The sequence below is a fragment of the Cystobacter fuscus DSM 2262 genome (assembly GCF_000335475.2).
GTDB classification, from domain to species: domain Bacteria; phylum Myxococcota; class Myxococcia; order Myxococcales; family Myxococcaceae; genus Cystobacter; species Cystobacter fuscus.
The window spans coordinates 81,173-95,800 of sequence record NZ_ANAH02000022.1 but is presented as its reverse complement, the minus strand read 5'-3'; the positions used below and the strand labels follow the sequence as shown (position 1 = coordinate 95,800).

General features: G+C 66.1%; 16 protein-coding genes. 7 read left to right on the top strand and 9 right to left on the bottom strand.

All coding sequences use genetic code 11. The features are described from left to right. Positions 1-71: 71 nt before the first annotated feature. A complete protein-coding gene (locus D187_RS31390) occupies positions 72-959 on the top strand; it encodes a LysR family transcriptional regulator (protein WP_043432314.1) in 888 nt (295 codons plus the stop codon). A gap of 179 nt (positions 960-1,138) precedes the next feature. Here the strand turns inward: D187_RS31390 and D187_RS31385 are convergent, their stop codons facing one another. Then, complete coding sequence (locus D187_RS31385) at positions 1,139-2,245, bottom strand: YopT-type cysteine protease domain-containing protein (RefSeq protein ID WP_081713932.1); 1,107 nt, start codon at positions 2,243-2,245, stop codon at positions 1,139-1,141. Between the two features lie 125 nt (positions 2,246-2,370). On the opposite strand from D187_RS31385, the gene D187_RS55615 reads away from it, so the two are divergent. Then, the gene (locus tag D187_RS55615) at positions 2,371-2,544 is read left to right on the top strand and encodes a hypothetical protein (protein ID WP_002632434.1); all 174 of its coding nucleotides are present in this window, start codon (positions 2,371-2,373) and stop codon (positions 2,542-2,544) included. Here D187_RS55615 and D187_RS31380 read toward each other — a convergent pair. The 4 genes from D187_RS31380 to D187_RS31365 form a co-directional block, all read right to left on the bottom strand. After that, positions 2,541-3,020 carry a response regulator gene (locus D187_RS31380; protein ID WP_002632433.1) on the bottom strand — a complete coding sequence of 160 codons (480 nt, stop codon included), beginning with the start codon at positions 3,018-3,020 and terminating at the stop codon, positions 2,541-2,543. The genes D187_RS55615 and D187_RS31380 overlap by 4 nt on opposite strands. Then, positions 3,017-5,173, bottom strand: a complete 2,157-nt coding sequence (locus D187_RS31375; protein ID WP_002632432.1) for an ATP-binding protein — start codon at positions 5,171-5,173, stop codon at positions 3,017-3,019. The genes D187_RS31380 and D187_RS31375 overlap by 4 nt, the downstream gene beginning before the upstream one ends. Before the next feature lie 292 nt (positions 5,174-5,465). After that, the gene (locus D187_RS31370) at positions 5,466-5,663 is read right to left on the bottom strand and encodes a hypothetical protein (protein ID WP_002632430.1); all 198 of its coding nucleotides are present in this window, start codon (positions 5,661-5,663) and stop codon (positions 5,466-5,468) included. A 104-nt stretch (positions 5,664-5,767) separates the two neighbouring features. After that, positions 5,768-7,288 carry an FAD-dependent oxidoreductase gene (locus D187_RS31365; RefSeq protein ID WP_002632429.1) on the bottom strand — a complete coding sequence of 507 codons (1,521 nt, stop codon included), beginning with the start codon at positions 7,286-7,288 and terminating at the stop codon, positions 5,768-5,770. 47 nt (positions 7,289-7,335) lie between these two features. Between D187_RS31365 and D187_RS31360 the strand changes: the two genes are divergently transcribed. Then, positions 7,336-7,821, top strand: a complete 486-nt coding sequence (locus tag D187_RS31360; RefSeq protein WP_002632428.1) for a MarR family winged helix-turn-helix transcriptional regulator — start codon at positions 7,336-7,338, stop codon at positions 7,819-7,821. A 163-nt stretch (positions 7,822-7,984) separates the two neighbouring features. Here the strand turns inward: D187_RS31360 and D187_RS31355 are convergent, their stop codons facing one another. Both D187_RS31355 and D187_RS31350 read right to left on the bottom strand, forming a co-directional pair. Further along, positions 7,985-8,755: a carboxylesterase family protein gene (locus tag D187_RS31355; protein ID WP_002632427.1), complete on the bottom strand. Its 771-nt coding sequence runs from the start codon at positions 8,753-8,755 to the stop codon at positions 7,985-7,987. Positions 8,756-8,995: 240 nt separating this feature from the next. After that, positions 8,996-9,646, bottom strand: coding sequence for a TetR/AcrR family transcriptional regulator (locus tag D187_RS31350; RefSeq protein WP_002632426.1), 651 nt, complete (start codon positions 9,644-9,646; stop codon positions 8,996-8,998). A 94-nt stretch (positions 9,647-9,740) separates the two neighbouring features. Here D187_RS31350 and D187_RS31345 point away from each other — a divergent pair, with 94 nt between their 5' ends. Continuing rightward, positions 9,741-10,583: a nuclear transport factor 2 family protein gene (locus D187_RS31345; protein ID WP_002632425.1), complete on the top strand. Its 843-nt coding sequence runs from the start codon at positions 9,741-9,743 to the stop codon at positions 10,581-10,583. Positions 10,584-10,646: 63 nt separating this feature from the next. On the opposite strand, the gene D187_RS31340 is transcribed toward D187_RS31345, so the two are convergent. After that, the gene (locus tag D187_RS31340) at positions 10,647-11,540 is read right to left on the bottom strand and encodes a LysR family transcriptional regulator (RefSeq protein WP_043432307.1); all 894 of its coding nucleotides are present in this window, start codon (positions 11,538-11,540) and stop codon (positions 10,647-10,649) included. A 168-nt stretch (positions 11,541-11,708) separates the two neighbouring features. On the opposite strand from D187_RS31340, the gene D187_RS31335 reads away from it, so the two are divergent. Further along, the gene (locus D187_RS31335) at positions 11,709-12,182 is read left to right on the top strand and encodes an SRPBCC family protein (protein ID WP_002632423.1); all 474 of its coding nucleotides are present in this window, start codon (positions 11,709-11,711) and stop codon (positions 12,180-12,182) included. A 68-nt stretch (positions 12,183-12,250) separates the two neighbouring features. After that, entirely contained in the window at positions 12,251-12,919 is a 669-nt protein-coding gene (locus D187_RS31330) for an NAD(P)-dependent oxidoreductase (RefSeq protein ID WP_002632422.1), read from the top strand. Between the two features lie 75 nt (positions 12,920-12,994). On the opposite strand, the gene D187_RS50650 is transcribed toward D187_RS31330, so the two are convergent. Continuing rightward, entirely contained in the window at positions 12,995-13,975 is a 981-nt protein-coding gene (locus D187_RS50650) for an MBL fold metallo-hydrolase (RefSeq protein ID WP_002632421.1), read from the bottom strand. A 100-nt stretch (positions 13,976-14,075) separates the two neighbouring features. Between D187_RS50650 and D187_RS31320 the strand changes: the two genes are divergently transcribed. Then, on the top strand, positions 14,076-14,477 hold the full coding sequence (locus tag D187_RS31320; RefSeq protein ID WP_002632420.1) for a winged helix-turn-helix transcriptional regulator: 402 nt from the start codon (positions 14,076-14,078) through the stop codon (positions 14,475-14,477). Positions 14,478-14,628 lie beyond the last annotated feature (151 nt).

The following is a 14,628-nucleotide window of genomic DNA, read 5'->3' as shown; positions in this document are numbered from 1 at the left end:
GAATTTGCGTCCGGCACGTCGGATCCGGAAGATGCACGTCACGAATGACTGTCTTTCGTGAGAACGAATGAATGCGCGGACCCGAATTCGCTGACCTTTCGGCCTTCGAGGCCGTCGCAACGCACCGGAGTTTCGCGCGCGCCGCGCGGGAACTCCGCACCACGGCCCCGGTCCTCAGCGTCACCGTTCGCCGACTCGAGACGCGCTTGGGCGTCCGGCTCCTCAACCGCACCACGCGGAGCGTGAGTCCGACCGAAGCTGGCCTCCATCTGCTCCAGCGACTGAGGCCGGCGCTGCGCGAGCTCGATGCGGCAGTGCTCGTCGTCGAAGACTTCCGCGACCGGCCGGTAGGCACGGTGAAGATCAACTCCGCACACTCGGCGGCGGTGTCGTTGATTGCACCGGTGCTCGGCGAATTCTTCGACCGCCATCCCGAAGTGAAGGTCGAGCTGAGCGTGAACTCCTCGACGGTCGACCTCGCTGGCGGCGGTTACGACCTCGGCGTGCGGCTCGGGGAGCGCCTCGAGAAGGACATGGTCGCGCTCAGGCTCGGCGGCCGCCGGCAGGTCTACGTCGTCGCATCACCGAAGTACCTCCGCACGCGCGGCACGCCGCAGACCCCGTTCGAGCTCAAGCATCACCGCTGCATCGGCACCCGGCGCCCCGATGGCATCGCCACCCGTTGGGAATTCGAGCGGCGCGGCAAGAGCGTGAGCCTGCCCGTCGACGGCACGTTGGTGGTCGACAACCTCGCCGTCCAGTTGCGCGCCGCGCAAGACGGAGCAGGTCTCGCGTACACCATCGACGACTCGGTCGAGCCGCTCCTCGTGAAGGGCAAGCTGGTGCGGGTGTTGGAATCGTGGTCGCCGCGGTTCGATGGTTTCTACCTCACCTATCCCAGCCGCCGCCAGCTCACTGGAGCGGTGCGCTCCTTCATCGACTTCATGACCCGCCGTTGAAATGCCCGGGGGACGCGAGCAGCGCGTGCACCGGAACCCCGGCTTCATTGGGGTCCCGTCGAGGGGTTTCCAGGACCGGACAAGGATTGCTTCGACGAAGCAATCCGATTTGTGCGGAAAAAACAACCCAGGATGCGCCGAGAAGCTCCGTGCGCCAACACCCGGCGCCTGCCTTCACATCACCCGAAGTGGCTGACCGAGAACCGGTCGTTGCTATTCATATAGAGCGAGGCAATGTGATCCGTGGCCACATTGAGCATGGCCTTGCGATCCTTCATGACGAACTCGCCGGTGTTCGGGTCCATGAACTTGCAACCATGGGGCCCCACCTCGATGCCCATGACGTGCCCAGGCCCTCCGTCCTTCGAATGCACAGACAGGGAATAGAAGCCCGGTCTCTGGGTGGCGGCGTCCAGGTCATGGGCGAAGTCATGGGTGATGTTCTTGTTGCTCACCATCTGGGTGTGCGGCAGCCTTCCTCCGAGGCGCGCCGCCTCGTTTTTCTCGGCCTCGGCGAGCCTGGCACCCGTATTGGCGACCTTTTGTTGGGTGGCCTGCATGTCCGACTCCAGCTGATCCACCCACTTCCTCACCTGATTCGCCTTCTTGGGCGAGAGCCGCCCCGCTTGCATCGCCTGGATGTGAGGGGTGAGTTCCTGCAGATCCTGCATGTGCTGCTCACTCTCGGCCTTGTTCTGCAGCATTTCATTCCGCAGCGCATCCATCCGGCCATTGAATCGCTCTTGCCTGTCAATCAGTTGCGGCATGCCGTGATGCAGTGACTGGGTAAAAGCCGCCGAGGCCTGGTCCATGGAGGAATTCCGGGCGCCCTGCTTGATCCACTCCTCGGTCATGGCGTTGCAGACCCCACCATTCGTACCGGGGCAGGAGCCCTGGGCTGTGAATTGGGTGAGACGGGTCCCCTTGTTCTCCTTCGCGACATCCGCACAGAACTGCTGGATGTTGGGCTTGACCCCCCACGGCGGAACCGCGGGAGGGGGCGGAGAGGGCGTCCGCGAGGCGCGCCCATAGCCCACTGTACCAGTGCGTGCACTGTACGCGGCCTGTTCCTGGGGCGACGGCGTCTGGTGGTGGGAAGAAGGGGACGTTCGCGACGACCGCCCAGCGTACTGACTCTGTTCCGGGTAGCCCGGGGTCGAGGTCGGCGCCGGCCCTTGTGTCGGGTACGATTGGGGAGACCTCGTCACATTGGCCGGGACATGAGATTGACCCGACTGCCTCGCGGGGGCGTACCGTCCGGGCGACTTGTTCCTGATTCCATCCATGAGAGTCCTCCGCGCCGCTGTCTCCGGTCTCTGGTGCGCGAGCCCCGGTCTTCCAATGTGCAGGGAATGCGGCGGATGTAGTATAAGCGGCGCAAACGGAAAATAAAGACTCGTTGGAAACAATCGTGGTCTGGCTCGTTTTCTCCGAATACGAGAACCCGGTGCGGCGCCATGGCACGGCGTGCCAGAACCACTTGCCGACGACACCTTCGTGGTCCTCAAGCGATAGCGCGTCCCCGGTGGCCTGCCTCAAGGCCTACCTGGAGTACGGCATCAACCTGCGCGAGGGCTGCTTCTAGTCACCCAGGGCCAGCTCGCGCACCTGCTGCCGGTTGAAGGGCTTGCGCAGCTGGCGCAGGAGCCGGGACTCGCCGAACTCCGCCTGCAGCTCCGCCCAGGAGTAGTCCGAGTAGGCCGAGCAGAGCACCACCGGCAGCGTGGGAGCCACCTGCCGCAGGTGCCGCAGCGTCTCGGCGCCGTTCCAGCCCGGGGGCATCCGGTAGTCGAGGAAGACCAGGGCATAGGGCCGGCCCGCGGCCAGCGCCTCGCGCACCCGGGCCACGCCCTCCTCGCCCTGGTAGGCGGAATCCACCTCCACCACCGTCTTGTCCACGCTGGAGCCCGCCGCCTCGGGACCGAAGAGCGCGTCGGCCATCAGGTCCAGCTCGCCCCGGCTCTTGAGCGGCTCGTCGGTGAGGATGCGGCGGAAGTCGGTGTGGATGGCCTCCGAGTCGTCGATGACGAGGAGGCGCCTGGGGTTCGGGTGCGTGCTCATGTCTCCGCCTGGGCAGGGGGTGGGGGAATCACCAGCGTGAAGGTGGCGCCCCGGCCGGGGCCCTCGCTCTCCACCCTGAGGGTGCCGCCCAGTTCCTGGGCCGCCAGAGCGCTCGAGTGCAGGCCAAAGCCATGCCCCTCCTCGCGCGTGGTGAAGCCATACTGGAAGATGCGCGTGAGCAGCTCGGGCGCGATGCCCATGCCGTTGTCGCTCAGGGCGATGTGGATGGAGCCCTCGGCGGAGCGCCGTAGCAGCACGACGAGGCGCCGCGAATCCTCGGGCACGGGATCCAGCGCGTACTTGGCGTTGCTCACCAGGTTGACGAGGATCATCAACATCTTGTGCTTGTCCGTGACGATGGGCGGCACGGGCTCCAGCCGCTGCTCCACCGTCACGTGGTGGCGCGTGAGGCCCGCGGCGTTGATGCGCAGCGCGTCCTCCACCAGCTCCGAGAGCACCACCGGCTCGTACAGGCGCGGCGTGCGGGCGTAGTCCTGCTGCACCTTGACGATCTCCCCGATGTGCTCGGTGTAGCGGCCGACGTCCTCCAACAGGGAGATGACCTCCTGGCGCTCGTCCATCAGGTTCTGGCCGAGCTTGTCGAGAAAGGGCGTGAGCAGCTTGCCCCGCTCGTCCTCGGTGAGGAAGACGGCGAGATTGGCCTGCCGCGCCTGGAGCATCTGGGCCACCCGGCTCACATGGTCCAGGCGCATGCCCAGCACGCGCTCCTTGGCGACCTGGGAGGACGTGTAGACGCTGTTGAGCACGTTGCCCACGTTGTGCAGCACGTTGGTGGCGATCTCCGCCATGCCCGTGCGGCGCGCCGTCTGCACCAGCTGCTGGTGGACTGACTTGAGCTCGCGCGTGCGCTCCTCCACGCGCTGCTCGAGCCCCTCGTTGGCCGCGCGCAGGTCCTCCTCGCGGCGGCGCAGCCGGGTGGCCATGGCCCCGAAGGCCTTGGCCAGCTGGCCCAGCTCGTCCTCGCGCGCGGTGTCCAGGTTCACCTGGAAGTCGCCCGAGGAGATGCGCGCGGTGGCCTGGGTGAAGTCCATCAGAGGCTGGCTGATCTGCTTGCGCAGCACCCAGGACATGAGGAGCAGCTCCAGGAGCAGCGACAGCACGCCGAGCAGCAGCACGATGCGCGCCGCCTGGAGGGCGGGCCGGGACACCACGTGCTCGGGCAGCACGGTGACGAAGTTCCAGTCCGTGCCGTGCAGCCTCGCCACGGCGAGCCACACCCCTTGAGAGGGCAGCTCCACCACGGGCGCGCCCTGGCGGTTTCCCACGCGCTCCATGATCTCGCGCAGGTGCTCCTGATCCTCTTCGCTCATGAGCTGCCCGCCGGACGCCTTCATCCGCGGATGGGCGATGAGCTCGCCGTCGTCGCGCAAGAGGATGTTGTACGACTGGGGCAGGTGGTCATTGAGGGTGCGGCGGATCAGCTCCTCGAGCATGACGTCATGGCTGAGGGCCGCCACGTAACGGCCGTCCACGTCCAGGGGCGTGGTGACCGTGACCATCCACTTCGCGGAGACCTCCTCCTTGGAGACCCGGGTCCAAACTGGCCGCCGCGTGGGGTTGTTGCCGGGCAGGCTCGTCTGGAAGTACTCCAGGGTGAGCGGATTGAAGCCGGACTCGACCTCCAGGTTGATGTTGGGGCGCTCGGGCCAGTAGGTGAGCATCGGCCCCTCGGGCAGGGTGATGAAGGTGTCGACGAAGCGGACGCGGAAGGCGGGGCCGTACTGGGCGAGCACGTCATGCGCGACCAGGACGCGGTGGCGCAGCCCGGCATCCAGCGCGACGCCCGGGGGGATGAAGGCGCCCACCCTCGGCGTGCCCTCGGAGCCCGCGGGCCGGGTGCGCACGGTGCCGTCGGGCAGCCGCGTGAACAGGCGGTCGAAGCGCGCGTCCTCGTCAGGAGCTGGGGCGGCGCGCACCCGCTCCTCCATGTCTCGGGCGAGCAGCGACTGGGTATCCTCGGCCAGCAGGAAGATGGACTCCTCCTGGGTGCCGCGCTGCTCCACGTACTGGGAGAGCTGCGTCAGGGCCTCGGCCCGCAGCGTCTGCCGCATGTGCAGGAAGCTGAAGAACGTCGACAGCGCGATGACCACCGCGATGCGCACCCCCATCTTGATGAGCGTCGAGCGGGCCATGGGCGAATGCGGAGGAGGCAGGTGTGGCATGGTGAGCACGTGTCTGGCTGTGACGGCGGCGTGGATGTGCGCGATCGCATCCGACACGATAAAGGACTTCGGTATTCCCCTCGGCCCGCCCGGGCGGCGCCGGACGCGCGCAACGCCCCCACCCGGCGCGCGGGCTCCACGCACCCCAAGCGGTTGAAGCCCTCGTGGGCCCGGGTGAAGGCCGCCTCTCGCTCGGAGCCCCCGCCCAGCTCCCACCCACACAGCGCTTCCTCGTAGGGCATGCCCAGGGCCTGCGCCAGTTTCACGCCGCGCTTGAACGCCTGCCGCCGCGCGCCACGGGTGGCCCGACAGCCACAGCAGCCGGCCCCGGAAGCGCAGTGCCCTGGTACATGGACTCGATGATGAGGCCGAAGGCCGCGGCGCTCGGGCCCTCCACCTTCACCCCCACGCCCTGGGCGCGGCGGAAGCAGGCCTGGGCGTGCCTGAGAGGTGTCAGCATCCTCGGCGTGGATCGCAAGACGCTCTATCGCAAGCTCGGCCGCCGCCACCCCGCCGTGACCGCCTCCCCGGAGGACAAGGACAACGTGCCTGCCAGTTCCAGGTTCATGCCGTCCTCACTTCTGCTCCTTCGACCGCCAGACCAACCCCCGCGAGATAGCTGTCGAGCGTAGGGGCCTCCTCGGAGGCGACGATCGCGCCGACATAGCCATCTGGCCGCACGAGCACCCATTCGCCAGGAGCAAGACCGTAGGCCTCGCGCAGATGCCCCGCTTCGTCCGACAACTCGCGGCCGACCCCGACCTCGTGGATGCGCAGTCCGCGTCGTGGCGCGACGATGTCTGGCTTTGTTTCGAAACCCACCAGCGTCCAGTGCGGGCCAGCGAACAGCTCGAACAGGCGTCGGGAGCAGCCAGCGGCTCCGCGCAGGGGCGCGTCCGGTGCACGAGCTCCGGCCAACAAACCACCGGGACGCGCGGATGACCCGAGCGCCAGCGACGATTCCGGATAACCGATGTCGAGCTGACGGACGTCGCGGGTTCGACGGTTCACTCCGCGCTTCATCGCGTCGAGCAGGCGGGTCGAAAGGCCGAGCACCGCCTCCGCGACCGGGCGCCGCTCCTCCTCATAGCTGTCGAGCAGGCGCTCCGCAGCGCCGCCGAGCACCGCCGCGAGCTTCCATCCGAGATTGTAGGCGTCCTGGACGCTGGTATTGAGGCCCTGTCCTCCCGTCGGCGGATGGATGTGGGCGGCATCGCCGACCAGGAACACCCGACCGACGCGATAGCGCTCGGCGAGCCGCGCATTCATCGTGTAGGCCGACGCCCACGACACCGACTGTACGCGGATGCCGCTTCGACCGGTGCGACTGGCGACCATCCGCTCGAGCCCCTCGGCCGAGAGGTCGACCTCGCCCTCGAGCGGGATGGGGGCCTGGAGCTGGAAGAGATCGGTTCCGGCGAGCGGGCAGACAGAAACCTGCCGCTCCATGTCACCCCTGTTGAACTGGTGCCAGGCATCACGGTCGAGCCCGGTCAGCAGGACATCCGCCACCATGGCGCGCACGCCCAGCGTCTTGCCGGGAAAATCCACGCCGAGCGCGCCTCGCACGAAGCTGCGCCCTCCGTCCGCCCCAACGAGATAGCGGGCACGCACGGTCTGCTCGCCCTCGGGACCCACGAGGCGCGCCGTCACCCCACTCGCGTCCTGCTCGAAACCGACCAGCTCGCATCCGAACTCGACATGATGGCCGAACTCGGCGAGCCGCTCGCGCATCACCCGCTCGGTCAGGAACTGCGGGACCATCAGCGCGAGGTGGTAGGGCTCGGCCGGTGTCGGCTCCTGGGGCTCGACCATGTCCGATTCGGCATGGCCGCCGTCGTCACGATATTCCCGCGACGGCGGGTAGACGCCGCCGGCCGCCACGAGCCGGTCGATGATGCCGAGATCCTCGAACACCTCCTGCGTCCGCGGCTGGATCCCCTTGCCCCGCGAACCGGGGAACGGACGAGCCCTCTTCTCGATCAGCCGGAATGGCACACCCCGCCGTGCCAGGTCGATGGCGAGGGTGAGACCGGCGGCACCGGCACCGCAGATCAAAACCGCGATCGGGCTTTGCTCTTCCACAGTCACCTCCTATGTGTATTATGCACATATCTACAGGAGATGAGCGCGTGTCAACGAAAAATGTGCATGATGCACATATCAAGGCGTCCCTACCCGAGCTGCATCGAGCGCTGATCGACATCGTGAGCGTGATGAACCGCCCTGAGCGCGACGTGGCGCTGCTGGAGATGGCGGGACTGAAGCTCGAGCGTGCGCTCTTCCCGCTCCTCGTGCTGGTCGAGCGGCTGGGGCCGATCGGCGTGGGCGATCTCGCCGGTCGCGTCGGGCGCGACTACACCACCGTCAGCCGCCAGGTGGCGAGGCTGGAGGAACTCGGACTCGTCGACCGCCGCGCGGGCTCGGCCGACAAAAGGGTACGCGAGGCGATCATCACCCCGCGTGGGAAGGCGGCGACGGACGCCGTCGATGCCGCCCGCGAGGAAATGGCATTGACCTTGTTCCGCGACTGGACGCTCAAGGACTTCAACGAACTGGTCCGGTTGATGCGGATGCTGGCCGACGTCATGAGCGAGGAGCCGCCGGCCGCCCCTTGACGGAGTGGAGGTCGCGGCGTCGTCGCAATCGCAGCGCTCGTCACAGGGGCGTTGCTGTTGAACGCGCACGCCATCACCGTGGATGAGCACCCGGTCATTGCCGCGCGTGAGGTGGCCGGGCGGCGCAGATGCTGTGTTGGGTCCACCCCTGGGTTTGGGGGAACTATTCAGCGGCCTGAGGGCGGGAGTAGCCAAGCATCCACGTATAGATGTCGTGGCCCGCCGAGCCGCTGTAGGTGCGCCCCCAGGAGTCATGCCCGACACCCGAATAGAGCGTGAGCTGCGCGGGAGGACTCGCCCGCGGGGTGCAGATGGTGTTGAGCTTGTTGACCGGATCGACCGAGCCCCAATACGAAACAGTCCCGTCACTGGTGCCGTGGAACGCCCACACCGGCACATCCCACAGCGCGCAGACGTTGACGCCATTGCCATTGCCAGCGATGGGGACGATGGCGGCGAGCTTCTGGGGATGGGCCGCCGCATAGGTCCAGGTCACGATGGCTCCCGCGGAGATCCCCGTGAGATAGACTCGCGAGGGAGCGACGCGGTAGTGGCTCTTCGCGAACTCGAGCACCGCGTCGAGCTCCGCGTTGCTCCACCAGGCGTTGAAGCGCTGCGGTGAGATCAACACGAACGGGAAATGCCGCCCATTGCGGATGAGTTTTGGCGGAGCGGTGGGACTCATGAGCTTCTCGAGCCCCGTCGTGGTACCGGCACTTCCATCGCCCGCCTCGCCGAGCCCTCCCAGGAAGATCACGAGCGGGAACGTCGCCTCCGGATCGTCATCGTAGTCCTGGGGCAGGTACTCCCAGAAACCGTAGTTGATCCCCGACACCGTCCCGATGGGACGAGCAACGATCTGGCCCGGAGCGGCCCATGCGAGCTGCGCGGCACAGACAACCAGAATCAATAGGACACGATTCACGATGGCCATACACAGGTCCTCTCTGATGGAGTGGAGGATCTGTCTACCTGAATGTCTTACAAACAACAAGGGTTAATCTGTTTTTACTGGTATTCCATGGTGGGTTCGTATCGGTTCTGCTCGTCCAGCTGTCCAGGGCCAGCTCGTGGCGTGAAGGAGCTTGATCGATGGAGCTGCGGCATCGCCTCGTCGCCATCATTCCCTGCAACGATCTCGATGAGAGACTCGCAAATGGTCGATGTACATGGGTCAGACGCGTCTCGCTCCAGTGCGGCTGTTCCGGCGATTCGCCGGAGAGGGGGTTTTGTGGGCGTTCAGGGTGCTCATCGACAAGGTCACCGTGCCGAGGAGCTCCTCGCGAGAGGCTCCATCCCTGGCCCGTAGCGACAAGCCCTGCATGACGGTGCAATAGAAGGCGGCCAGGGCCTTCGTGTCGACGTGGGCGGGCAGGTCTCCGTCCCGCACTCCCCGCTCGATTCGCTGCTGGAGCCGCCTGAAGGTGGTGTGCCTCATCTCCGCGAGGTGGCCGCCGAGCGGCGCGTTGTCCGGAGCGCAGTTGACGAGCCCCAGGACAACCAGACAGCCCTTCGCGTGGGGAGCGGCCAGTGCGCTCTCCACGCTCTCCCTCAACATGGCCTCGATGGCCTCCTGGACTGTCGCCACCTCGTCCAGGACTCGCATGCTGCCGGCGCCAGACGTGCCCAGATACAACTCGAGCGCCTCGCGAAAAGCGGCCTCCTTCGAACCGAAGGCCGCGTAGAAGCTCGGTGGATTGATTCCCATGGCCAAGGTGAGATCGGCGATCTGTGCGCCTTCGTACCCCTTGGCCCAGAACACCTCCAACGCCCGTCGCAGTGCGAGATCGCGGTCGAAACTCCGGGGTCTTCCTCGATTCGTCATGTCGGCCCTATTTCTGTAGCCGAGATTATAGAATCTCTTGACGCTCCCCAGCAAGCTCCCTATTTCTGTAGCCGGTTCTACATAAAGGGGCGATATGGCGGAGCAACCCGACAGCAACAGCCGGTTGAAGGCGGTCCAGGACTATTTCAGGAAGGTGGATCGCAGAGACCCTGGAGTCATGGAGCTCTTCACCGACGACGTGCAGTTGTTCTTCCCCAAGTTTGGCGTGAGCCGAGGCAAGGCCGGGCTCGCACGATTCTCGCAGCTGCTCACGAGCTACCTGGAAAGCATCGAGCACGATATCGAGGGCTTCCGTTACGTGGTCTCGGGCGACAGCATCGTGGTCGAGGGGACGGAGCACGGCGTGACGCGCGGCGGTGTGCGCTGGCCGGACAACGAGATATCCCAGGGCCGCTTCTGCAATGTCTTCGAGTTCGAGGGGCCGCTGATCCGGCGCGTTCATATCTATGTCGATCCGGACTTCACCAGCGCGGACCTGGAGCGCGTCCGGCTCCTCCGGGGCAAACCCGCGGAACACACGGATACCCGCGCCATCGCCAGCGCTTATTTCGCACGCCTGCGAGCGGGAGCGGAGCCGGACGCCATCGCGTCGCTGTTCAGTGAGGAGGTCGATTGGGATATCCCAGGCGACACCCGGAGGGTCCCCTGGATAGGGAGAAGAACGGGGCGAGGTGGCGTCGCGGACTTCTTCCGCGCGCTTCGAGAACAGGTCGAACCGCTCCGCTTCGAGGTCCGCTCGCTCGTCGTCGACGGCGACGAGGCCGTGGCGCTGGGTGCGCTGGCATCACGCGTCAAGCGCACAGGCAAAATCATCGAGAGTGAATTTGCCTTGCACCTGTCGATACGCAACGGCCTGATCGTTCGTTACCGGCTCTTCGAGGACAGCTTCGCGGTGGCAAGGGCGACAGACCCCTGACTCTGGCAGGGGCGGGGCCTTCGCACGGTTCCTACGTCTGGTAGAGCCCGATCGAGACCCGTCTTACGCCCCGATATAGGCCGCCAGCTCGTCAGGCGTTCCCATGGGAAAAGCTTCCTTCAAATAGTCGAGGAAGGCGGAGACACGCGCGCTCAGCAGCCGCCGCGATGGATAGAGCGTCCACAGGGCGATGTCTGGCCCGTCTGCATCACCCCAATGCACCAGCGTGCCGGCAGCCAGATCGTGACTGACGAGTGACACGGGGAGGCGTCCGGCGCCAACGCCCGCTCGGACAGCATCGCGGACCATGATGAGCGATGACAGGCGAAGGACTGGCTCTATCGCGATGCGTGATCTTCCAGTGGGCCCCAGCACATCCCAGGCTGCACTCCGGTCGCCCGCCCCCCGCACCACAGCCGGAACAGCGACCTTGGCCGCCGGTCGAGCGAGGCCCGGGCTCGCGACGACTATCAGCCGATCGCGCAGAAGGATTCGTCCGACAAGGCTTTCATCCGGATCCGGATTGACCCGGATGACCAGATCATAACCTTCCTCGACAATGTCGACGGTCCGATCTTCCGTCGTGATCTCGAGCCGGACCTCCGGATATTTCAGCGCGAAGCCGGCCGCGAGCTTACCCATCGCGGTCTGCGAGAAGAGCAGAGGCGCGCTAATCCGCAACTTGCCTCGCGGCCTTTCCCCACCCGAAGCGATCGCCGCCGCGGTCTCGTCGAGCTCGGTGAGCAATGCCCCCGTTCGCTCGAAGAGCGCCCGTCCTTCCTCGGTGAGCTTCAGTGTGCGCGCCCCGCGCTCGAACAGGCGCAGGTCGAGGCTGGCCTCCAGTTCCGCGACCCGGCGGGACAGGGTCGCCTTCGGGCGCCCAGCGGCGCGTGCGGCTCGTCCGAACCCTCCGTGCCGGGCGACGAGATTGAAATCAGCGAGGGCAAGCAGATCCATTCGTTCCACCAGGGAGACCGTTCCACCAGTGAGACGGCCCGTCCAAAGATACCATCTGTCGGCCCAGCGGTGGATCGCTAATTTACAGGTCTCGCGACTTCGCCTCCAAGGTCGCGGCCTCGGCCTGACCACAGGCCATACGCAACCCCAACAACAAGGAATTCCATCATGATCTATTCAACCGCCACGGTTCCGGTGAATCCGGAGGGCGAGACCCCGCTGACCCGCGCGCAGGCATGGAAAGGCCTGGTCCTCAAGGCCCGCGACGCCCGTCTGTTTCTCCCGCCCAACATCTGCACCCGTTGCGAGGTCGTGGAGGAGCGCGTGACGCACATCGTGCGTGAAGCCACGATCGCAGGCGATGATTTGCGCGAAATCATCACCTTCGAGCCAGAGAGCAAGGTGACCTTCTTCCAGGTCACCGGTCCGCGCGAAGGCGCGATCATCAACGAGCTGTTCGAGGACGAAGCCGGCGCGCTTCAACTTCGGTTCTACTGCTATCTCGGCCTGCGCGGCAAGGCGCCGAACGGCCCCGAAGAGCAGGCCGAACAAGAATGGATGAACGGCGACAAGGGCTACAAGAGCGCCTTGCTGTCAACGCTGAAACGGACCCGCGGACTGCTCGCGGAGGGCCGGCTTTGATCATCACCAGGGACATGAACGACGGGACTGCCTCCCAGGAGGCGTCCCGCTTTTCCGAGGTAGCTACCATGCGAGATTCCGTAACCGACAACATCCGGACACCCCCACCGAAGTTACTGGTCCTTGGAGCGACCGGCGGCACCGGCCGCCTGATCGTCAGCCAGGCGGTGGCGCGAGGGTACGACGTCACCGCGCTCGTGCGCTCAGCCGAGAAGGCGAGTGAGCTCAAGGGGGCGACGCTCATCGTCGGAGACGCCCGCGACGAGATGGCCTTGCGCCAGGCGCTCAAGGGCCGGGACGCCGTCGTCAGTGTACTCGGCACACCGGCCAGCCCGTTCCGCGAGGTGACGCTTCTCTCGACCGCGACGCGGGCGCTCGTGAGCGCAATGAAGATCGAGCAAGTCTCACGTCTGGTCTGCATCACGGGGATTGGCGCCGGTGACAGTGCTGGGCACGGCGGCTTTCTTTTCGACAACCTGATTTTCCCGCTTCTCTTGCGCAAGGTGTACGCCGACAAGAATCGGCAGGAGGCTATCGTCAGGGACAGCGGGCTCGACTGGGTTCTCGTTCGCCCCTCCGTCCTGACCAACAAGCCCAGCCGCGACACGATCCGCGCGCTCACGGATCTCTCCAGCTTCCATGGCGGAGCCATATCGCGAGCGGACGTCGCGAGGTTTGCTTTGGACCAGGTGCGCGACGACACCTGGGTGCATCGTTCCCCGTTGATCACATGGTGAAAGTCACTCAGCGAGCCATCAGCCCCGTGGTCCCTCTCCGCGAGTGATCACGTCCAATAGCGCCTGGCACGACGGTCAGTTGAATTCCGCGTAGGCGGCCCGAATCGCCCAATCCAGGCGCATCGGGTCGAGGTAGCGGCTGGACAGGTCCTTCGTGATCTCCGCCACGGCCTGGTCCACGGTGCGGCCCGCCTTCTTGGCCGCCACCGTGCGCTCCTGGATGGAGGTGAAGAAGTCCCGGTAGCCCGCGACGAACTCCAGGCCGCCCACGGGGCCGTGGCTGGGCACGATGATCGAGGGCTTGAGCGCCTCCACCTCGTCGAGTGTCTTGCGCCAGTGGGCGAAGGTGGACGAGGGGCTGGCGAACGCGGCCGTGTACTGCATCGCCACGTCGCCGGAGAAGAGCACCCGGTCGGCTTCGATCCAAACGCCGGTGTCGCCCCGCGTGTGGTTCGGGCCGAAGGCCAGCAGGCGTACGCGCAGCGCGCCCAGGTCCAGGTCCAGCGTGTCCTGGAAGGTGATGTCCGCCTCACGGAACCGCGCGTCCTTGAGCAGCTCGGCATTGACCGGGGACATGCGCGAGAACATCTGCGCCAGGGAGAGGCCAGACTCCGCGATGTCCTTCTCCTCGCCCTCGGAGCGGATCATCGTGATGTTCGCCGGGAACGCCTGGGCGCCCAGGTCGTGCTCGGGATGGGCGTGGGTGGTCACGAGGTAGATGCGGCGCTTGTCGGCGAGCCGCTTCGCCACCCGGGCCACCGCGGCCCCGTTGCGAGCACCCAGGCCCGTGTCCACCACGAGCAGCGCCTTGTCGCCGAGGATGAAGCCGACGTTGGGGACCAGGGGGACGCCGCCGTCCGGGATGATGGACACGTGCGCGCTGATCTTCTTGAGCTGATCGACACGAACGAGGGGGTCCGGAAGCCGCTGCTCACCGAGCTTCTTGAGCTGATCCTCGTGAATGACAGGCTGTGCGGACGGCGGAGGCTCCGCCCGCGCGAGCGGCGCGAGCAACAGGGACGACAGGGCGAGGACGACACGGGTTCGAATGGACATGGGGATTCCTCGAGAGGACTTGGTTACTTTCGTGTTCCTGGTTACTTTTCGGAAGCGGCGGCATGTTGCGGTTCCGGGCACCGCTCGACAAGGAGGCACATTGAAGTCACCAGGGAAGGGGAAGATTACCGGGCGCTTCGATGCGGACTGTCTGGCGACGCGCGAGATCCTCACGCGCATCGGCGACAAGTGGAGCGTTCTGTTGATTGTCATCCTCGGGGAGGGCCCCCAGCGCTTCAGTGAGTTGAAGCGCGCCATCGAGGGCATCTCGCAGCGCATGTTGACCCTCACCCTGCGCGGCCTGGAACGCGACGGCATGGTGAAGCGCACCGTGACCCCGACGAATCCGCCGCGCGTCGACTACGACCTCACGCCCTTCGGACACACCCTGCTCGCCCCCGTGGCCGAGCTCGCCCTGTGGGCCCAGCGCCATCGTCCCGAGGTCCAGCAGGCCCGCGACGCATTCGACCGCGCGGAGAAGAAGACCGTCGGCCGGCCATGACCTTCCGCGCCCGGCCAGGAAGGGTGTCCCAGAAAGGGTGTGGAGACGCCTTCTCCGAGACTTCGCCAGACACCTTCCCCAGGAGTAGGCCCCCACCTGACGAACCGAGTACCTCCTGGAAGTCAGGCGCGGTCCATGCGAACACCATGGC